The following is a 22,026-nucleotide window of genomic DNA, read 5'->3' on the forward strand; positions in this document are numbered from 1 at the left end:
AAATATAGTATTTGATTTGCATTTGCTAATATAGTCAATTACATCGTTATAGTTAGATAAAATTAATCACAACATAACTACATCAAAATAAACAATATTCATTTTAAATAATTTAAAATCAGTATTTTAAAATGTTAATATTATGCAAAAAACTCATCTAACAACTATTTATTTGATGTAGTTGTGATGAGTTGTAAAACAATAAAAAAAGCTTTGTATTATTTTATTATTGTCAATATTACACCTAAAATTATAGGTTTATCATAAATTTAGAAAGACCTTCGTCTTGATTAAGGTCCAACTTCTTTCTTAATCTATAGCGATGTAATTCAACACCTCTAAAAGAAATGTTCATTAACGGCGCAATTTCTTTAGAAGATAAATTCATCTTTAGATAGATACTGAGTTTAATATCTTTAGAAGTCAAGTGAGGATATTTCTGAGTAAGTTTATACACAAAATCCTCGTGGCTTTGGATCAAGTTTTTCTCAAAACTTTGCCATTCATTTTTATTGATTGCATTAATCTTAATCGATTTTTTTATTTTACTTTTAAGTTGATTCAAATCATTTTCGCTTTCCAGTATACTCTGAATACTCTCAATCATTTCTGATTGCTTGGCTATTGACAGTGATTTTCCGGCAACTTCAGAGGCTTTAGATTGTACTTGCATTTCTAATATGTGTTTATCATATTCTTGCAGTTTAAGCTTATTGTCGGCCATTAATTCAAGTTGCAGGATTTGCTTCTGGTGTTTTAATTCTTCCTCTTTTAGTTTTAACTTCTCAAGGTATCTAATTTTATTCCACTTATAATAAAGGTAAAAGCTGCCTGAAATCAAAAAAACATAAATTAATATCATCCAAAAAGAAAAATACCATGGTTTATCAACTTTAAATTGATAACTGGCTATGGCAATGTAGTTTCTTCCATTGTTGTAATACACTTTTAAACTTTGATTGCCACTAGAAAGATTGTTTAAAACTATATTTCCCGATTTTACTGGAGAAAAGCTTTTAGCATCATTCAATTTATAAAATAATCCAAAGCGGTTGTATCCGTAATATTCGGAAATAATATCTACTTCAACTGATTGATTATATTGTATAGCGGTGTCATCATCTATCATTTTTCCTTGATAGAACGCCTCAGTAGAAATCTTTTGATTTTTTATTTTTGAATTAACTAATTGAAAAGAAAAAAAGCCATCATCTAAATTCATTAAGAGCCGATTACCATCTCTGAACACTTTAGTATCCTGATTTATAATTTTACCTGCATAATATTTTTCTGGAATTAATTCCCAACTATAATCACTATCCGACTGATGAATAATGTATAATAGTTTGTCTTTTAAAACAATAAAATTAGAATTATTTACAGGAATTACTTCTGAAATAGTAGCGAAGTTTTTATTAAAAACAGTGTTCTTTTCTAATTTATTGGAAATAGTATTGAAATTATACCAAATGTTATTTATGAAAAATAGAATTTCATTTTTAAAATTAAACATCTTTACACCATAGTCATTCCAAATTTTATTTAAATGAGTGATGTTTTCAACTTTCTCAACTTCATAAGTATCATTAAATGTAATTCTATATAAGCTTCTGTAATTATCTACAGCCCAGAGCTCTTTTGGTTTATTTTGAGCAATATTTTTAATGGGTTTTGTCAAATTATCAATGACTTTATACTGCGAAAAATCAATGGGCGAATTGTATAAAATAATACCAGAATAATTGGCTTGGAAATATTTATTATCATAATCACTTTCCTGAAACTTCCAACCACCACTAATAGAATTTACTTTTTTAAGCATATTATTTTCATAGATAAAAGTACCGTCGTTATGACCAATAATATACTTAGAACCAATCTTGTGAATATCCCAAACCTGTCCTTGAGAATTAGGTAATAATTGCAGTTTTTTATCTTGGTATTTAAATACGCCATGATTAGATCCCAACAAATATCCGTTACTGATAGGTGCTAATGCATACACTGAACCAAGAACTCCGGTATTATCAGAGAAAATGGTATAAGGTGAGTTAATTTCTACATGAGAAATACCATTATCTAAACCTAACCACAAATCATTCTCTTTATCAAAACCAATACAAAGCACCGAATTGTTTATAAGCGAATTATTTCTGTTGATATTGATATGTGTTTTTGCTCTTAAATCAACTATATAAATCCCTTTAAATGCAGTTCCTATTGCTAATCGGTTTTCATCAATAAACTTAGCGGTGATAATAATTTCTTTTTTTAGAATTGAATTTAATTCGTTATTCCATTCGATGAGTTTGCCATTTTCTTCCACAAAAACACCTTTCTTTTGCGTGAAAATATAAGTTTCACCATTATTGTTTTCAATACCATGAATAATATTATTTTCTAAACCTTGCCATTTTGACACTTTGGTAAAGACATTATTTTTAAATAAATACACCCCATTATTTACTGATGCTGCATAAATCTTATCGTTTACTACAAAACAATAAGATATTTGAAACGGTATTCTGGTTTTCGTTATTTTGCCACTAGCATAAATAAAAAGCTCGTTAAACGATTGAAAGTATATTTTATCATGATGCTTGAAAATTTTCCAAATTTCTTCATTGATGGAAATTCCCGTAAAAAAATTTTTATTTTTACTTAATGAAGTATACTTCATCTCACCATCTATTCTTTTCCAATACCCAAATTCATTGTATGAACCTGTATATATTTTGTCTTCATCAGCAAAAACAGAGCGCAGAATAGTTTTATTCGGTAAGGCGTAACGTTCCCATTTTACGCCATTATAACGTAAAAAATAGTGATTGTTTGCATAATAAAAAGCATTGTCTTCGCCTTGTGTAACACTCCAAATCTGGTTGTCACCAAAATAATTTGACTTCGTGAAATTTTCTACAAAAGGAAGCAGTTCCTGAGATTGAACTGCATAAATTTTTGCAAACAGAAATAAATAAAAAAATATCTTTTTCACATCATTAGATTAGACAATCCCAAATGTAAAAAAGATATTGTATTAAAACCTCATTTTGCTGTAAACATACAAAGGTTACAGTACAGATAAGTACTATTTTCCATCAACATAATCCTGAAGATAAGCAAAACGTTCCGTTAGTTTTCCGTTTTCAGTCATTTTGGCTCTTTGCAAAATCCCATCTTTATCCTTGTTGAAAAAAGCCGGAATAACATATTCCATAAACATTTCTCCAAAACCTTCACTGGCATCTTTTGGTAATTCACATGGCAAATTATCGACTGCCATAACCATTATCGAACCAGGATGCGTAAAGGGAACTTCTTTGTTTTCTATTGGTAAAAAGCCATAAAAAGGGGCTGCAATTGTTGATGACCTAATAGTACAAGCAATTGGCCCTTCAACGTCACAAGAAATATCGGCTACTATTTTTATTTTACAATCTGCCGCTTGAAGCATTTCTAATGTCAAAATATCAGGAGCGCCATTTCCATGAAAATGACCAGCAATGAAGATATCAGCAACTTTGGTAAACCGTTCAAAGTTGGAAATATAAGCTTCAGGATTTTTATAGAAATCAGAGTTGTCAGTTACAACTTTTCCATCTAATCTTTTGTTGTAATCCAAAACATCGATTTGGGTGTAGACTGGCTGAGAATATATTTTGTTTAAGAAATCATCAGGAGAAACCTGTTTAATTTTCATGCCATCAAGAATTTCCTTCGCTCCCATCCCGACTTTGCCATAACCAGTCAAAACAATTTTGATATTTGGTAAAATCTGTCTTTTCAATCTAACGATTAAATCCTCTTTTGTCTGTAATGTTTCGGCTTTAGGTAAATTGAACAAATCATATTTTATTCCGAAAGCTCTAAAACCATTATAGGCTCCAACAATTCCGGCATAACGACCAAAGCCAATCAAACGTCTGTTTTTTGCATCAACTATAGTTTCATGATCATATAATTCGATATTTTTATCAAGTATGGCTTGAAGTAATTTTCTGTTATGAACTTGTTTTTTTATCGTATGTGAAAAGAAAAAATATTTCTTGTTTGGAATTAAATAATCAACCGGGATTTCTTTTACTCCAAAGAAAACATCACAGTCTGATATATCATCAACTACTTCAATACCTAGGCTTTTATAGTCTTCATCCATGAAAACTCTTATAGCTGAACTTTCAACTTTTACTTTAGCATCAGGATGTTCTTTTTGCAAACGAACTAATTCTTCAGGTGTAAAAACTACTCTTCTATCGGGTGGACTTTTTCTTTCTTTAACAATACCAAAATTCATCAGTCTCTCTTATTTGTTTTTTATTTGTCAGATGCAACGCCTTGAATCATTATCTTACTAAAATAATTTATTTAGATGGCGTTTCATGGGGTGCTTTTTTGTGATGCCAAAAGTAATCGTAACGAAAACGTTTTCAAAACTTTTTTTGAAAAATAAATTAGTCAACAAATATTAGCAAAAAACCATTGTGGAAAACCTGTTGATAGCTTTATAAAAAAGTCAAATTATCATTTTGATGAATAGCTATATTTGTTTTTCAATACTATTACAATGACATCTAAAATCACTCAACATACTTTACTTTTTATAACTTTTATTCTGTTAACCTTTTCGTGTTCCAAACAAGAGAAAAACGAAGATGGTATTGTTAAAATAAATAAAAATGGTATTCCGGTAATGCAACCTTTGCAAGAAGAATTACCTAAACTTACCTCTTCCTATATCAATGATAAAAAATATAGCGTTAGTCGTTACTTTGAAAAAACATGGTCAGAGAAAAACGATAATGTAGCTTTTTTGGTAGCCAAAAATGGTCAAATAATTTATGAAAATTATATGGGCTATGCCAATAAAAAAACTGACGAAAACATAACAAAAGATACTCCTTTACATATTGCGTCTGTAAGTAAGGTATTGACTTCAACAGCCGTTTTGATGCTAATTGACGCCAATAAAATTAAACTTAACCAAAAGGTAAATACAATCATTACAAACTTTCCATATCCTGATGTAACAATTCAAACACTGCTTAATCACCGTAGCGGAATGAGAAATTATGCCTATTTCACTTTTGAAAATGGTAATTGGGATAAAAAAGAAACCCTAACCAATGAAGACATAGTAAAGGTTATGGTTGAGAAAGAAATTACACTAGAAAGACCAACCGACACCGGATTTGGCTATTGCAACACTAATTATGCAATGCTTGCTTTAATCATTGAAAAGGTTACCGGATTAAAATACCCTGAAGCGATGAAGGAAATGATTTTTACACCGCTTGGCATGACCGATACTTTTGTTTTTGACATTGCAAAAGACAGAGACATAATTGCACCATCATATAAAGGAAATATGGAAATTGCAATTGATTATCTTGACGGAATTTATGGTGACAAAAATATTTATTCCACTCCAAGAGATTTATTAAAGTTTGACAAAGCACGTTATGCACCTTTTTTCCTGAATCCTGATTTGATTAAAAAAGTATATCAAGGATATAGTTATGAAAGCAAAGGAATACGTAATTACGGTTTAGGTATTAGAATGACTGAGTTTGAAAAAGGCGAACCTTTTTATTATCACAATGGCTGGTGGCATGGCAACACTTCTTGCTTTATCAATTTGAGAAAAGAGAAAGTTACAATTATTGTGTTATCGAATAAGTTTACCCGAAAGACTTACCAAACTAAAAAACTCGCTGCTCTTTTTGGTGATTATCCCTTTAAGTTGGATGATGATGGTGAGGAATAATATAAAATTCAATGTAGCCTATTTTAGGTTAGCTTCTTTCATCTTTATTATTGAAACGCTAATTGCACTTTACATAAATGATTCAATTATCAGACCTTACATAGGAGATGTATTAGTCGTGATTTTAATCTATTGTTTTATCAAATCATTTCTGGATGTAAAAGTGCTACCGACAGCGTTATTCGTATTGCTATTCGCTTTCACTGTAGAGTTTCTTCAATATCTGAACATTGTAGAGAAACTGGGTTTACAAAGTTCTAAAATTGCCACAACTATTATCGGTACATCCTTTTCTTGGATAGATATTTTGACTTATATTGTTGGAATAATTATAGTAATTTCAGTTGAATATTTTTTTCAAAAAGAAAAATAACAATAGTTTATTTCACTATAATCGCATCCTGAATGACTTTTTGAATGTCTTCGCGAATGTTTTCCTTTGAAAGAGTATTAGACAAATTAGTACCCGGATAGGTTCTGTTAGATAAGAAAACATAAATAATATCTGTTTCCGGGTCAGCCCAAGCCATCGTTCCGGTAAAACCTGTATGTCCAAAACTTGACATTGAAACACAACCGCATGTTGGTCCACCACCACTTAGTTGCGGTTTATCAAACCCTAAGCCACGACGATTTCCTTCGGCACAAAACCAACACGTATTAAAATCGTTGAAAGTAGCTTCAGAGAAATATTGTTGTCCGCCATAGTTTCCTTTCTGCAAATACATTTGCATCATCTTGGCAATATCCATGGCATTGGAAAAAATGCCTGCATGCCCGCCTACTCCATCTTCCATTGCAGCTTCCATATCATGAACATAACCCTGAATGGTGTCATGGCGAAAATAAGTGTCTATTTCGGTTGGCGCAATTACACTTTTATCAAACTTTTTTAAGGGATTATAAAGTGTATTATTCATTCCAAGAATTTTATAGAAATTATTAGTAGCCAATTCATCCAAATGTTGACCAGTAACTCTTTCCAAATATTGCTTCAAAATAATAAAGGTAAAATCACTGTAACGGTATTCTTTTTTATCAATAAGCGGACTATCTATAATTTTTTTCATAATACTATCATGATAATCATCTCGCAAGTACAAACTATCCGATACGCGTTTGCTAAATCCTTCGCTGTATACTTTTCGATAGTATTGCTCCAAAGGCCTATTGGCTGAATCTAAAGTCGCTTTATAAAAAGGAATCCAAGCTTGCATTCTACCATAGTGAGACAACAATTCTTTGAAAGTCATTTGCTGCTTGTTAGAGCCTTTAAATAATGGCAACATTTCGCCTAAGGTAGTTTCGAGTGTCACTTTCTTTTGGTCGTAGGCTTGCATCACATTGGGTAAGGTAGCCACCATTTTGGTTACTGATGCAACATCATACAAATCGGAATTCTTAACTTTCACATCGCCTTCGTAAGTTTGTTTTCCGAATGATTTTTGATAGATGACTTTTCCTTTTCGGGCCACTAAAATCTGCATACCAGGTGCCATTTTACCATCAATGGCTTTTTGAGCATAGGTTTCAATCTGCTTCAGCTTCTCCGAACTCATACCCACACTTTCCGGAGTTGCAAAACCTAACCTATTGAGTTTTTGCGTTGTGATTCCGTCACCAGCCTTTAAGGTGCTATTGATAGAAACCGGAAGCAATCCTTTGGCATCAATGGCACCAAAAATTAATTCGGCTGAAACTTCCTGAGGAATATCTCCATTTTGATACGAAACGATAACGCCAGGTATTTTATCAAAATTCAAAATTCTTGATAAGGAATACGGTTTGGCAAAACAATCTAAAATTACTTTCTTTTTTGAAGCTATTGAATCAATTATTTGCAATTCTGGCACTGTCAGTTCTGGCGATTTCCACCAAGATTTATCCGATTTGTGGTACCCAATAATTACGGTCTCAAAATCGCTTAATTTGGTCATTAAGCTATCAATATTGGTGTCCGAAACTTCAGTGACTTCGGTATATTTCTTTAAAGTACTAACGAAAGAACTGTTAGTATCATCACCTAATTTTACATAGGCAATTTTCTGATTCAGATTCTTAATCGGTAGAATATTTCCATCATTTTTTACGACTGTAACTGCATTTTCATACAATTCATATTGCAGTGTTTGATTTGTTTTCGGATTTAAATCGTTATACAAATTAATACCTTCAATTGGTGTGTACTTATTCAATCCTGCTTTGAACTTATAGTGCAAAATCTTCTTTACCGATTCCGCTAATCTAGCATCCGAAATAAGGCCGTCCTGATAAGCTACACATATTTTTTCTGCAGCAAGTGGCACATTTTCTGCAAAAAGGAGAATGTCATTACCTGCCATAAAAGCTTCCAATTCAATATCTCCTGGTGCTCTGAAATTACTTGCCCCTTTCATGTTTAAGGCATCTGTAAAAATAAGTCCTTCAAAGCCAAGCTCATTTTTAAGCAAATTGGTAACAACCCCATAAGAAATTGAAGTTGGATAACCTTCTCTTGGTTCAAGACTAGGTACATTCAAATGCGCTACCATTACCGAAACCAAACCTTCATCAAACATTCTTTTATAGGGATACAATTCTACTAATTCTAAATGATCCAAAGTAGCAGTAACAGTTGGTAAGGAGGTATGCGAATCTGTTGACGTATCGCCGTGTCCCGGAAAATGTTTTCCAGTTGAGAAAACACCCTGCCCTTGTGCGCCATTCATCAGAGCAATAGCATGTTCCGTCACATTGACTTTGTTTTCGCCAAAAGAGCGGTAACCAATAATTGGATTTTTTGGATTGGTATTGATGTCTAAAACCGGAACGAAGTTAAAATGAATTCCCATTCGTTTACTTTCCTTTGCCAGACTTACTCCTACTTTTTCTACCAATTTTAAATCTTTAATAGCCCCTAAAGTCATATTAAAAGGAAAGCGAAAAGTAGAATCTATTCGCATACTCAAACCCCATTCGGCGTCAATTCCAATAAACAATGGAACTTTGGCAAGTGATTGGTATTTATTAGTCAGGTGAGCTTGACGCATCGGTCCGCCCTGAAAAAAGATTAGTCCACCAACTTTATTCTCGGTAACCAACTTTTCAACAGCTTTTGTATGTAATGTATCTTTATTAGAATAAGCGGCAACCATAAATAATTGCCCTACTTTTTCATCAAAAGACATTTGATTGTAAATACTATCTACCCAACGTGTTTCGGATGAAGTTTCAGGGAAAAAGTTTTTTCGGTCAGCTTTTAAATGGGGAATATATACTTCTTCATCAGCAGCTATATCAGCTTTTGGAAAAATGGGTATAGAATGATTAACAACTTTGGTTGACGAACAATTCGTAACCAAAAATAGCAATCCCATAAAACCTATACTGATTAAAAGCCTTTTCATGTAATTTGGATTAAAAGAAACGACTATGCCAACTTTCGCCAGCCGGAACTTCCCAGTTTTCGTTAAATTCTTCGATGCTATTTACTAAATTGTTAAAAACAATAGTATTAGCAGTCACCGCTTTTTCTTTAGCCATTCGTTTAAAATCGATTAACGATTTATGCGCAATGTGTTCTCCGTTTTTAAAGGTAACGTTCATTTTATCCAATAAATCAACTTGATATTTTTGTTCCAGGTTTTGGATAAAGCTTACCGACGAATCGATAGAACAACCAGTTGCCTGTTGCACTTCCTGATTAACAGCTAGAATGATGAAACGATTGTATTTCAAAAGATAAGAAGCTTCCAATCCGGTTCCGTGAGCCGACCAGTTTTCGATAAATACTTTTAAGTCATTTTCGATTTCAGTCATTTCATCATCTGAAAATTTGCGATTGGAGGGATAAATCCAAATCTTGGAGTCTTCGGGTAAATTTTCAAAGGGAACGTACATTTGATTTAGGGTTTAGGAATTGGCCCTTCGACTGCGCTCAGGGTGACAATTAAATTTTTACTATAAGTCTTGTGCATTAGCAATTAATTCGGCTATATCCATAACTTTAACATTGGCTTCTTGTTCTTTGGCTTTTACTCCATCAGTCATCATGGTGTTACAAAACGGACAACCTGCTGCAATAATTTCTGGTTTTGTTTCTAAAGCATCTTCTGTTCTTTCTACATTAATGTCTTTGTTACCAGGTTCTGGTTCCTTGAACATTTGTGCACCACCGGCACCACAGCATAAACCGTTGGCTCGGGAACGTTTCATTTCAACCAATTCAGCATCCAATTTTTTAATTAAATCTCTTGGAGCTTCATATACATTATTAGCTCTTCCGAGATAACAAGGGTCGTGGAATGTTATCCTTTTTCCTTTAAATTGTCCGCCTTCTATTGTCAATCTTCCTGAATCTAAAAGTTGCTTTAGGAATTCCGTATGATGAACTACTTCATATTTTCCTCCTAATTCAGGATATTCATTTTTTAGTGTATTAAAGCAATGTGGGCAAGCCGTTACAATCTTTTTAGCTTCATAGGCATTCAGAACTTCAATGTTCATCATCGCCTGCATTTGGAACAAAAACTCATTTCCTGCTCTTTTTGCCGGATCACCAGTGCAACTTTCTTCTGTACCCAAAACAGCAAACTCGACATTCGCACGATTTAAAATACGCACAAAAGCCTTGGTGATTTTTTTTGCTCTGTCATCAAAACTACCGGCACAACCAACCCAAAACAATACTTCGGGTTGTTTGCCTTGAGCCATCATTTCTGCCATGGTTGGCACGTTTAATACTTCTGACATTTTTTATAGATTTTTAGATTACTAGATTACTAGATTGTTAGATTCATTTTAGTCTAACAATCTAATTATCCAATAATCGATATTATTCATGATGCTCGTCGTCGAACACTTGAATGGTTACTTCTTTTTCAACTAAATCAGTGAATTTTCCTCTGTAACGAGTAGCTTTTACTAAGTGATTATCAATCCAGTGGTAATTTCCTCCACGTGGTTTTCCGAATAGAATTCCGTGGTATTTAAAACCGTATTTCTTTAACCAAATCTCGGTATACTCTCTGTGTGCTTCTGTTCTAGAAGTAAAGAAGAAAATAATATGACCTTCATCATACCATTTGTTTAAGGTTACCAATGCGTCTGGATAAACCTCTGCTGTTAACATTCTTTCTGGTTCTTCATTTGGAATATCGTCACAAACCGTTCCGTCAATATCGATTAAATAATTCTTTACCCCTTCTGGTAAAATCGGACTTAAATGTTGTCCGTTTTGTGTGATGCTCTGTAAGCTTTTGTCAATGTCTTCCGATTTCATTTTTTTACTTTTTATAGTTTATCAAATTCATTCGACAAATTCTCAAGCCTCACAATTATGAGAATTCATCTGGTTATTATATTAATTTTCGTTTTTCCAGTTTAATCTATCTTGTTGGTTGTATTGCCATGGTGCACCATTATTTTCAATATTGGTCATCATAGCATTTAAGGATTGTGGTGCCGCACTTTGCTCCATCACTAGATAGCGTCTCATATCCATAATAATAGATAATGGGCTAATATTTACCGGACATTCTTCTACACAGGCATTACAAGATGTACATGCCCATAGCTCTTCAGTCGTAATATAATCATTTAATAACGATTTATTATCGGGAACAAAAACACCTTTGTTGGCATCTATATTTCTTCCTACTTCTTCCATTCTATCACGCGTGTCCATCATGATTTTACGCGGCGATAATTTTTTACCTGTTTGATTTGCCGGGCAGGAAGAAGTACACCGACCACATTCGGTACAAGTGTATGCATTTAGCAATTGAACCCAATTCAAATCTTGTACATCAGAAGCTCCAAATTTACTCGAAGCTGCAGTAGCATCTACAGGCTGTGCAGCGAATGGATCTGCATTTGGATCCATCATTAGTTTTACTTCTTTGGTAACACTTTCGAGATTGTCGAATTTCCCTTTAGCATTCAAATCAGCAAAATACGTATTGGGGAAAGCTAAAAGAATATGCAAATGTTTGGAGTAGTATAAATAATTTAGGAAAATAAGGATTCCGGTGATATGTATCCACCATGCCATCATTTCAATCGCTTCTACCTGACCAATATCTAAAGAAGAAAACCACGAAGTAATATATTGAGAAATTATATTTCCGGAATTCATAGCCTGAAAATGCAAATCAGTAGCATTCATGATTAGGAACAATGACATTAACACTATTTCGAAATACAAGATTGTATCAGCATCTCTTTTTGGTGCTCCTTTCAAATCAGAACTGGCGAAACGTTTCAATTTGATGATGTTTCTTCTTATCCAAAAAACAATTACAGCAACTAAAACTAAAACAGCCAATATTTCAAAAGAACCAATAAGGAAACCATAAAGTCCACCTAAGAAGGAGAATACTCTATGTGTTCCGAATAATCCATCAATAATGATTTCTAAAACTTCTAAATTGATGATGATGAATCCGGCGTAAACAATAATATGAAGCAATCCGGCAACAGGTCTTTTTACCATTTTGGATTGTCCCAATGCAATCATTGCCATATTTTTCCAACGTGCCGATTTATTATCGGTTCGATTGACATCATGACCAAGGTTGATGTTCCGTTTTAGTTTTTTTACATTTTTAGCAAAAAAGCCAATTCCGATAGCAAGAATGATAGCAAAGAGTATGTTGTCGATATACATCATGGCTTTGGGTTACTTTTTAATAGTATCGTTAACAGGCGCTTTATAAGGTTTGTTTTTCTTTCCAAACAACGATACGTTTACATATCGAGTTGGATTTAAACGTAAATCTTGCAGTAATAATTCTAATTCTTTAGATGTTTTAGCAAAATTATTGTACATCGTTTCATCTTTGGCAAGTTTACCTAAAGTTCCTTTTCCGGCTTGTACATCTGACATAATTTTATCAACACTAGCCAATGTCTTTTCTAAACTTTTAACCGTTTTACCAATATTTGCTTTGGATATTGAATCCGATATTTTAGCAAAATTTGCGGAAGCTTTATCCACATTTGCCATCGTTGAGTTGATTTTCCCTTTATTTTCAGCTAACATTTCGTTTACCGAAGTAGAAGCCACTTTGAATTCAGCTAAAGTCGCATCAAGATTAGCAATACTGTTTTTTAAGTTTTCTTTGGTTTTTGAATCTAGAATTGAATTGACATTTTTTAATAATACATCTGCAGAAACCACCATTTTTTCCACTTTTTCCTGTAGTGGAGTTAATCGTTCTGCTACTAAAGAAGTTAAGCCTGGTTTGACATCACCTTTTAATAACATTCCGGATTCAGCAACTGATTTATCTTCAAAATTTGGTGTAATCATGATTTGTTTACCACCAATTAATCCGGGTTCGTAGATAGAAGCAATACTTGATTTTGAAAAAGGAAAATCCGATTTGATTTGAAGTTCAACCTTTACTTTTCCTGAATTATTAAGGAAATCAATCTTGTTAACTTTTCCAACAATTAATCCATTAATAGTTACGGGTGCAGAGTTTACCAAACCTTCTACATTGTCATATTGAACATAGAATGTTTTATAATTGGTAAGTAAATCTCTTCCTTTTAAAAAGCTATAACCCCAAATAAATAATAAAATAGATGCAATTACTAAAATTGCGGTCTTGATTTCTCTAGTGATTTTCAATGTAAATCTTTTTTGGCAAAGTTAAAATAAATAATTAAAACTCCTTATTATTATTGCTTTAATGCGTCTTTGACCGATACTTTCTTGCCGTTTTTAAAAGCAATTATAAAGGCTGATGAATATCCTTTGGCTTTGGCTTCCGATAATAATCGTTTTGCTTCATCATAATTGGTCGTTTCTCCGTACATATATTTGTACAAAGTTCCTTCCGAGGTTATTGAAATAGCACTCAAGCCATTGAAATTACTAGGGACAAGCTCTAGTTTTTTTCCGCTTGCCGAAAGTTGCACTTTGAATGACGCAATTCCAGAAGCGACAACTTCTGGCTTAGTCTCAGGTTTAATCTCTGGTTTTGCTTGTGTTTTTTTAACTTCAGGAGTTTTTATTGCTGTTTTCTTTTCAATTGAATCAGGAATTTTTATTGGCTCCATTTTTTGGGATGGTTTAATCATGGTATCACTATCGCTAGCACCAAAATATTCCTTTTTGTAACTGATGATTGCATTGGCTATGGCTTGTGCTATTTCTTGCTGCCCTTCTTCCGAATCTAATTTTGCACCTTCAACAGGATTGGAAATAAAACCCATTTCTATTAAAACTCTTGGCATGTACGCTTTGTGCAAAACCATATAAGGCGCTTGTTTTACACCTCGGCTTTTTTTACCCAAATCATCAATAAAAAAGTTTTGAATTTTGCCAGCTAAAGCAATACTGTTATCTAAGAACTCTTCTTGTGTAATGGTTAAACCAATAAGTGATTCAGGCGATTTTGGGTCGTATCCTTCATACTTTAATTTGTAATCTTTCTCTAAGGTAATAACGGAGTTTTCCCGTTTGGCCGCTTCGAGATTGGAAGCGTTTTTTGACATACCCATTACGTAGGTTTCACTTCCGTCAGCAGCATTGTTTGGATTAGCGTTACAATGAATTGAAACAAAGATATTAGCATCAGCTCTGTTGGCTATATTGGCACGTTCTACCAAATCAATAAACTGATCCGTTTTTCGAGTATAAATCACTTTGATACTAGAATTTTTTTCTAAAATTTTACCTACTTTCAACACTACTGCTAAGGTGATGTTTTTTTCAATATGACCGTGATAAACCGCACCATAATCATGATCGCCATGACCGGCATCGAGTGTTACTTTGAATTCCTGAGAATGAACTTTTGTAGAAATGAATAATAAGATGGCGATTGCAATATTTATTACTCTAATTGATTTTAATACTTTCAAAATATACTTTTAATTAATTATTTAACTGCTGAAACTTTTCCGTCAGCAAACACCACAATAAACGCATCTTTAAATCCATGGCTTTTGGCTTCGCTATTCATTTTTTTTGCATAGTCTAAATCATATGACTTCCCATAATAATAGCGGTAAAGATTATTTTCAAACGTAAATGAAACATCCCTTAATCCTTTGAAATCATTGAATAAGTCTTTCTTTCTTGAACTGGCAAAAAGCTGTATTTTATAAATGCCTTTTTCCGAAATGGCTGCTGATGTAGTTACCGGTTTAGTAATTACAGTATCTACAACTTCTTTTGGCTCTGATTTTGGCTCAGGTTTGTAAGTTCTAACCACCGGTTTATTGTAGTCGTTAGTATCCGATTCGTTAAAATATTCCCTTTTATAATGTATAATTGAATTGGCTATTTGTCTTGCCATTTCGGTTTGCCCATCGTCTGAATTTAAGTAATCACCTTCCTCTTTATTAGATAAAAATCCTAACTCAATTAAAACACCCGGCATTACTGCAGCATCTAAAACCCACAGAGGCTGTTGCTTAATCCCACGTGATTTTCTGTCTAACTTAGTAGTAAAATTATCTTGAATTGCTGAAGCTAAACCAATACTATTGTCAAGATTTTGTTCTTTTTTTATCGTTAATCCGATTAATGTTTCCGGTTTATTAGGATCAAACCCTTGATAGGTTTTCTTGTAATTGTCTTCTAATAAAATTACGGAGTTCTCTTTTTTGGCAACTTCCATATTCATATCACTTCTGTTAAGTGCCATTACAAAAGTCTCAGTTCCCTCGGGCTCAAAGTTTTTAACCGAGTTGCAGTGAATGGAAACAAATAAATCAGCATTAATTTTATTGGCTATTTTTGGACGGTTCACCAATTCTATAAATTCGTCTGTTTTGCGAGTATAGACAACATTGAAATCTTTTTCGCCTTCAAGAAACCTACCCACTTTAAGTGTAGTTTTTAATGCAATGTCTTTCTCAACATAACCGTGATAGGAATTCCCGGGATCTTTTCCTCCGTGACCTGCGTCTAACACTATTGTAAATTTATTAGAAGCTGTCTGTCCTAAACTATTCAAAATGCTAAAAAGAAAGAGTACTGAAAAACAGGTTTTTATATTATTTATAAATCTCATCGACTCAAAAGTTAATTTTAATTAAAACCTAAAGGTTATAATACCAATATTTCCTTATTTTTGACCGGAAAAATTGTTTAAGTTTGCCTCGTCAAAAATCAAGCCATATTTCTACAAAAATAGCATTAAACCTTTGCAAAGAAACTTATTTTATATCGTTTTTTTAACAATTTTCCTAACACTGGGAAACGCAAAAACATATTCACAAGAGCGACCAAAGCAAACCAAATCTTTCCCTCCTAAAAATCAGGAAACTAAGTCTGAAACCAGTAGCGAACCTACCTTAGAAGTTACCGAAATTAAAGTGCCTGACAGTCTCAAGAAAAAGCCTTTATTGGAAAGTAAAATCAAAAGAAAGGCCGTTGACTTCGAGAAATTCGATCAGAAGAAGAAGCTAATTACCCTTTACAACAAAGCCGAAGTCTATTATCAGGATATTGAACTCAAATCTGGAATTATTGTAATTGATTACCAAAAAAGTGAAATATATGCAGGCAGAATAAAAGATTCTACAGGAGCTTACACGCAAAGACCGGTTTTTAAGCAAGGTACTAATATAGTGGAGCCCGACTCCATACGGTTTAACTTTAAAACTAAAAAAGCATTGGTTTGGAATTCGAGAACAGACCAAGGCGAGTTTAAAGTAAAGGCCGAAATCACCAAGAAAGAAAACGATTCGGTTTACTTTATGAAAGGCGCCCGATTTACCACAGCCAAAGACATTGATGACCCTGAATATTATTTTCAAACGAATAAAGTTAAACTGGTTCCGGGGAAAAAAGTAGTGGTTGGTTTTACAAATATGGTGATTGCTGATGTACCAACACCTTTAGCCTTGCCTTTTGCTTTCTTCCCGATGACTGAAAAAAGTCGTTCCGGATTAATTGTTCCAAGTTATAATGATAGTAATACCAGAGGTTTTTCATTGCAAAACGGAGGTTATTATTTTGCGTTAAGCGATAACTATGACTTGGCTGTTTTGGGAGATTATTTCACCAATGGTAGTTATGCTATGCGATTTGAATCTTCTTATGCTAAAATGTACAAGTTTCATGGCAATATAACTATTAGAATTGAAAATCAAATTACTAGCGAAAGAGGATATCCCGATTATGCAAAAAGCAATAATTATAACATCCAATGGTCGCATTTTAAAGATGCGAAGTCTAATCCAAACTCCCGTTTTACTGCTTCTGTTAACCTTGGAACCAGCAAGTTCTTCCGACAATCCATAAATCAGGTCAATGTAGGTTCTAACCTGAATAATCAATTAAGCTCATCGATATCCTACTCTAAAACGTTCAACTCAATTCCACAAGTCAATTTAACCCTGGCCGCTTCGCATTCGCAAAATACCAATACGGAACAAATCAGTATGACCTTGCCAACGATGACTTTAAGCGTTGACAGAATGTATCCGTTTGTTTCAAAAGACGGTGTTAAAAAAGGTTTTTTTAAGAACATAAATTTACAATATAACCTTAGAGGAGAAAACAGAATTCAAACTAATGATTCCCTTTTCTTTAAACCACAAATGTTTAAGGATGCTAAAATTGGTTTTCAACACAGCATTCCGTTAAGTACTAATTTTAAAGTCTTCAAATATTTTAGTGCTACTACTTCATTAAATTATAACGAGGTTTGGTATTTAAAAACAATCAAAAGACAATTTGACGCCACACAAAACAAAGTTGTTGATAATGTTATACAGGGGTTTGACGCTTTTAGAACCTATAACTTTTCTTTTGGATTGGGAACAACTGTTTATGGAACGTTTAATTTTGGAGAAGACAAAAAGATAAAATCACTCCGACACGTTATGCGTCCGAATGTTTCCTATAGTTACACGCCGAGTTTTTCAAAATACTATGACACTTATGATTCGGATGGCAGTGGCACCATGATAAAAGAATATACTCGATTTGATGGCGGAATTTTTGGTGCACCTGGTAAAGCAATGTCAAACAATTTAAGTTTCAATCTTAGTAATACTTTTGAAGCCAAAGTAACCGACAAAGATTCTACCAAAACAGAACTGAAAAAAATTATGTTGTTAAATAACTTGAATTTCTCAACCAGTTATGACATCACGGCTGATTCATTAAAATGGTCTCCGATGCGTGTGAGCGGCGGAACACAGTTCTTTAAGCAAAAGATGAATTTAAATTTTGGTGCAACTCTTGATCCTTATGCCATTAACAATGCCGGAAAACGAATCAACACCTGGAACATTGACAACGGTGGAAGTTTGTTTAGAATGACCAGCGCAAATATGACTGTGAACTATGCTTTCTCCAGCAAAGATATTGGTGGCGAAGAAAAGAAAAACACACAAGGCACAAGAAATGGCGGAAGAGAAGATGACTTGTTTGGTACCAATACCGATTTGGGCGACAGAAGGCAAAGTCAATTTAAAGAAGATGACAAGGAACCCGATAAACCAACCGAGTTCTTTAAGTATGAGCTGCCCTGGGATATGACGCTCGCCTACTCATTAACTTATTCCAATACGAACCGGGAGAAAAGAATATCCGGGAACTCGTTGATGGTTTCTGTGAATACCGACTTGACTCCCAAATGGAAAATCGGTGTTTCAACAGGGTATGATTTTGTACAAGAAGGTGTTACATTTACTCAATTTAGATTTGAGAGGGATTTGCTAAGTTGGCGAATGGATTTTAATTGGGTACCATTTGGAGACAATCCCTATTGGGGATTCTTTATCGGAATAAAGGCAGGTGTTTTAAGCGATATCAAATGGGATAAACGTAATCAGGCGGATAGAACTTTAAGATAGTTATCGGTTATCCGTTATTGGTTATCGGTTATCGGCCTAAGTTATAAATACTACAGAGAACAGATAAATAACAGACAACCATGAAAAAAATAATCTACACAGACAAAGCGCCAGCACCTATTGGTCCTTATAACCAAGCGGTTTTAGTTGGCAATACGCTTTATACATCCGGGCAAATAGCATTGCATCCTGTTACCATGGAATTGGTTTTGGATGATATTAAAACCGAAACCAAACAAGTTATGGAAAACATGAAAGCTGTGCTTGAAGCTGCAGACATGACTTTTGATAATGTGGTAAAAACTACAATTTTTATAATGAATATGGGCGACTTTGCTTCTATCAATTCGGTTTACGGAAGCTACTTTGACGAAAAGACTGCACCGGCACGCGAAACGGTTCAGGTAGCTGGTTTACCAAAAGGCGTGAATGTGGAGATTTCTATGGTGGCAGTGAAGTAAAGAAGAAAAAGGAAAAAAAGGAAAAAGGAAAGAAGAAAGAAGAAAGAGCAAAGAAAAAAGAATGCAGCACTTGGCTGTTTTCATTGTCAATTCCTTTTTCTTTTTGCATCCCTTTTTTTAATTGGCATGTCCGATAATGTCCGATATTGTCCTTTACTGTCCCTTTGCTCTATAAATATTCGTAGTTTGTTCGATACATGTTCGATATTGGTTCGGTAACGCATTGGCAAAATAGACCCTTTATCGAACCAGTATCGAACCAATATAAAACAAGTTAAAAAGAAGCTGAAAAAGCCTTTATACCTTAAATTGTATTAAAATATAATACTATCTTTTACTACAATACAGCTGCTAAATAGCGACTATCAACTTAAAACTAGCGGAATGTAGAGGTAGCTGTCAACTCTCTAAAAGTTTACAAAAAATAAGAATCCCATTGATGATTTGTAAGAATTATTTAATATATTTGAGAAAGAATAAAAGCGAAACAAACATTCGCATATACAACTGAATTTGGTTGGCTTTGCGAATGTTTGTTTCGGGTATATACAAGTTGTGTGCAATTGCACGCCACGTAACCTGATAACTATCGCTAAAATTTAACCGGAAAAGGAAAGAGTTAAGTAATGAAAAAGTAGTCACTTTTTCGTCAAGCCTTGCAAAGTGGGATTTGCTGAAAATTCATTTTCAAAGCGAAGACGCTTAAAAGGCTTGCCAAAGTTATAAGAAAAAATTGATAAAGTCAAATTTTTTTATTATAACTACTTAACTCTAAATTATTGCCGTAAAATTATAGCGCTGAGATTTTATACAACTGCGCCTATCATTGCGGTCTGATAGGAGACAATTATCTAAAATCAATTATCAAGCTTCCGAGAGCGGCAACTGTAAACTGTTTTTGTTATCTTAGCAGAGAACAAGCAACAGCACACAACAGCGGTTACCCGCAATGCCGCCCATAGGGCTAGGCACTGCGGGTAGCCGCGGAACGTTGTGTGCAATTGCACGCCACGTAACCTGATAACTATCGCTAAAATTTAACCGGAAAAGGAAAGAGTTAAGTAACGGAAAAGTAGCCACTTTTTCGTCAAGCCTTGCAAAGTGGGATTTGCTGAAAATTCATTTTCAAAGCGAAGACGCTTAAAAGGCTTGCCAAAGTTATAAGAAAAAATTGATAAAGTCAAATTTTTTTATTATAACTACTTAACTCTAAATTATTGCCGTAAAATTATAGCGCTGAGATTTTATACAACTGCGCCTATCATTGCGGTCTGATAGGAGACAATTATCTAAAATCAATTATCAAGCTTCCGAGAGCGGCAACTGTAAACTGTTTTTGTTATCTTAGCAGAGAACAAGCAACAGCACACAACAGCGGTTACCCGCAATGCCGCCCATAGGGCTAGGCACTGCGGGTAGCCGCGGAACGTTGTAGGCAATTATAAACTCTGCATGAACGAGAAAATACGATTTACCGATTTAACTATTTCAAGTAAAGCTAAAAATGTTAGCCTCAAGAAATATTTTGATTCAATTAAGAGGAACTTACCTGAAAATTGGTCATGGCTCCGAGATAGAGATTATGATGATAAAGAAACATTTTTCATCGTTGAAGAAACCATATTTATAAAAACTCCATATTTTAAAAACGAACAGTATGACTTAATTTATTTTGGCGTTTTAATATTGGGACTAACGGAAAATAAAATTATTCTTTTAGACATTGAAATTCTGAATCTAATTAACAATGAAGATTTAAAAACAATATATTCCAAGGAGGAAATATTAGAACCAAGAGCATTGTTTCTAAATATTTTTTCTAAAGAAATTTTGAAAAAGAACAAGTATTTTGAAAGCTTTAATCATACCTTTGAGTTTGGAGGAAATCAAGACGAAAATTGGTTTAAACATGATATTAGAGATGAGAGAAGTATTAAACTTCATGCGAAAGACACTAACAAAATATATTTTTTTGGAAAGGGGAAACAAGCAAAACACGCAGACAAAAGCATAATTTATTTTTCGCCAAACAATATTTCATTATCTCTAAGCTTAATGAAAAAGGCTTATAAAAAATCCCAAAAACAATTAATCAAGCTGTTAGAAAATCGCAGTGAAAAACTAATCAAGCTATCAGAAAATGACAAAGACGTGTTATATGAATATTTTGAATCTATTACAACAAGTATAATTTTCGCATACATAGCTGTAGAATCGTTTGCCAATGCTGCAATACCAGAAGATTACATTTACGAAAAAATAAATGACCGAAAAATAAAAGAGTCATGGACAAAAGAGAATATTGAAAGATGGCTTTCAACATCTCAAAAAATTTGTGAAATCTTGCCTATTGTCTTAAAAACTGATGATATAAAAGAACAAGAATTTTGGTTAAAGTTTAAAAAACTTGAAAAAATTAGGAATGAAATTGTTCACCAAAAGACTATTGAAAGCGGAACTAAATTAGATTCAGATTTATATAATAAATTATTAGAGAAAGATATTTTTAAAACCATTTCTTCCTCGTTGTCAGTAATTGAGTTTTTTTATGACTATGATAATGCACATCCATATTTTCCTCTTGGTTTAGGAATTGCAAAATTTCAACTCAAAGAAATTGAAAATATTGACGCTGAATTTGGCTCATATAGTGAAGTGGAATAACTGCCTACAACAGCGGTTTTGCGCTATAGCTAGTTTTATCTTTCTTGGAAAATACTCAGAACATCAAAATTTCTTATTACATTTATCCTTAACTTGCCGCTACAGCGCAAAGCCGCGAAACGTTGTGTGCAATTGCACGCCACGTAACCTGATAACTATCGCTAAAATTTAACCGGAAAAGGAAAGAGTTAAGTAACGGAAAAGTAGCCACTTTTTCGTCAAGCCTTGCAAAGTGGGATTTGCTGAAAATTCATTTTCAAAGCGAAGACGCTTAAAAGGCTTGCCAAAGTTATAAGAAAAAATTGATAAAGTCAAATTTTTTTATTATAA

General features: G+C 33.5%; 15 protein-coding genes. 5 read left to right on the plus strand and 10 right to left on the minus strand.

Translation table 11 applies throughout. The annotated features are described in order from the left end of the window. Positions 1-250: 250 nt before the first annotated feature. A complete protein-coding gene (locus QWY90_RS08220; protein ID WP_290285388.1) occupies positions 251-2,995 on the minus strand; it encodes a helix-turn-helix and ligand-binding sensor domain-containing protein in 2,745 nt (914 codons plus the stop codon). Between the two features lie 93 nt (positions 2,996-3,088). After that, positions 3,089-4,294, minus strand: a complete 1,206-nt coding sequence (locus tag QWY90_RS08225; protein ID WP_290285389.1) for an NAD(P)-dependent oxidoreductase — start codon at positions 4,292-4,294, stop codon at positions 3,089-3,091. Between the two features lie 270 nt (positions 4,295-4,564). Between QWY90_RS08225 and QWY90_RS08230 the strand changes: the two genes are divergently transcribed. Next, positions 4,565-5,764: a serine hydrolase domain-containing protein gene (locus tag QWY90_RS08230; protein WP_290285390.1), complete on the plus strand. Its 1,200-nt coding sequence runs from the start codon at positions 4,565-4,567 to the stop codon at positions 5,762-5,764. Continuing rightward, positions 5,724-6,137, plus strand: coding sequence for a ribosomal maturation YjgA family protein (locus QWY90_RS08235; protein ID WP_290285391.1), 414 nt, complete (start codon positions 5,724-5,726; stop codon positions 6,135-6,137). The genes QWY90_RS08230 and QWY90_RS08235 overlap by 41 nt, the downstream gene beginning before the upstream one ends. Positions 6,138-6,144: 7 nt before the next feature. On the opposite strand, the gene QWY90_RS08240 is transcribed toward QWY90_RS08235, so the two are convergent. The 8 genes from QWY90_RS08240 to QWY90_RS08275 form a co-directional block, all read right to left on the minus strand. Continuing rightward, on the minus strand, positions 6,145-9,150 hold the full coding sequence (locus QWY90_RS08240) for a serine hydrolase domain-containing protein (RefSeq protein ID WP_290285392.1): 3,006 nt from the start codon (positions 9,148-9,150) through the stop codon (positions 6,145-6,147). Positions 9,151-9,160: 10 nt separating this feature from the next. After that, entirely contained in the window at positions 9,161-9,643 is a 483-nt protein-coding gene (locus QWY90_RS08245) for an ABC transporter ATPase (RefSeq protein WP_290285393.1), read from the minus strand. 60 nt (positions 9,644-9,703) lie between these two features. After that, entirely contained in the window at positions 9,704-10,495 is a 792-nt protein-coding gene (locus QWY90_RS08250) for a (Fe-S)-binding protein (protein WP_290285394.1), read from the minus strand. Between the two features lie 82 nt (positions 10,496-10,577). Next, a complete protein-coding gene (locus QWY90_RS08255) occupies positions 10,578-11,024 on the minus strand; it encodes an LNS2 domain-containing protein (RefSeq protein ID WP_290285395.1) in 447 nt (148 codons plus the stop codon). Positions 11,025-11,105: 81 nt separating this feature from the next. Further along, positions 11,106-12,413 carry a 4Fe-4S dicluster domain-containing protein gene (locus QWY90_RS08260; protein ID WP_290285396.1) on the minus strand — a complete coding sequence of 436 codons (1,308 nt, stop codon included), beginning with the start codon at positions 12,411-12,413 and terminating at the stop codon, positions 11,106-11,108. A gap of 9 nt (positions 12,414-12,422) precedes the next feature. Beyond that, a complete protein-coding gene (locus tag QWY90_RS08265; RefSeq protein WP_290285397.1) occupies positions 12,423-13,379 on the minus strand; it encodes an MlaD family protein in 957 nt (318 codons plus the stop codon). Positions 13,380-13,429: 50 nt separating this feature from the next. Further along, a complete protein-coding gene (locus QWY90_RS08270) occupies positions 13,430-14,617 on the minus strand; it encodes an N-acetylmuramoyl-L-alanine amidase (RefSeq protein ID WP_379691943.1) in 1,188 nt (395 codons plus the stop codon). Between the two features lie 17 nt (positions 14,618-14,634). Beyond that, entirely contained in the window at positions 14,635-15,774 is a 1,140-nt protein-coding gene (locus QWY90_RS08275; protein WP_290285398.1) for an N-acetylmuramoyl-L-alanine amidase family protein, read from the minus strand. A 133-nt stretch (positions 15,775-15,907) separates the two neighbouring features. Here QWY90_RS08275 and QWY90_RS08280 point away from each other — a divergent pair, with 133 nt between their 5' ends. From QWY90_RS08280 to QWY90_RS08290, 3 genes are all read left to right on the plus strand, one after another. Beyond that, the gene (locus tag QWY90_RS08280) at positions 15,908-18,571 is read left to right on the plus strand and encodes a putative LPS assembly protein LptD (RefSeq protein WP_290285399.1); all 2,664 of its coding nucleotides are present in this window, start codon (positions 15,908-15,910) and stop codon (positions 18,569-18,571) included. An 80-nt stretch (positions 18,572-18,651) separates the two neighbouring features. Continuing rightward, positions 18,652-19,032 (plus strand): RidA family protein, encoded by a 381-nt coding sequence (locus tag QWY90_RS08285; protein WP_290285400.1) that lies wholly within the window; start codon positions 18,652-18,654, stop codon positions 19,030-19,032. Positions 19,033-20,484: 1,452 nt separating this feature from the next. Further along, a complete protein-coding gene (locus QWY90_RS08290; RefSeq protein ID WP_290285401.1) occupies positions 20,485-21,696 on the plus strand; it encodes a hypothetical protein in 1,212 nt (403 codons plus the stop codon). Positions 21,697-22,026: the final 330 nt, after the last annotated feature.

Origin of the sequence: Flavobacterium paronense, assembly GCF_030409795.1 — a bacterium.
Lineage (GTDB): Bacteria > Bacteroidota > Bacteroidia > Flavobacteriales > Flavobacteriaceae > Flavobacterium > Flavobacterium paronense.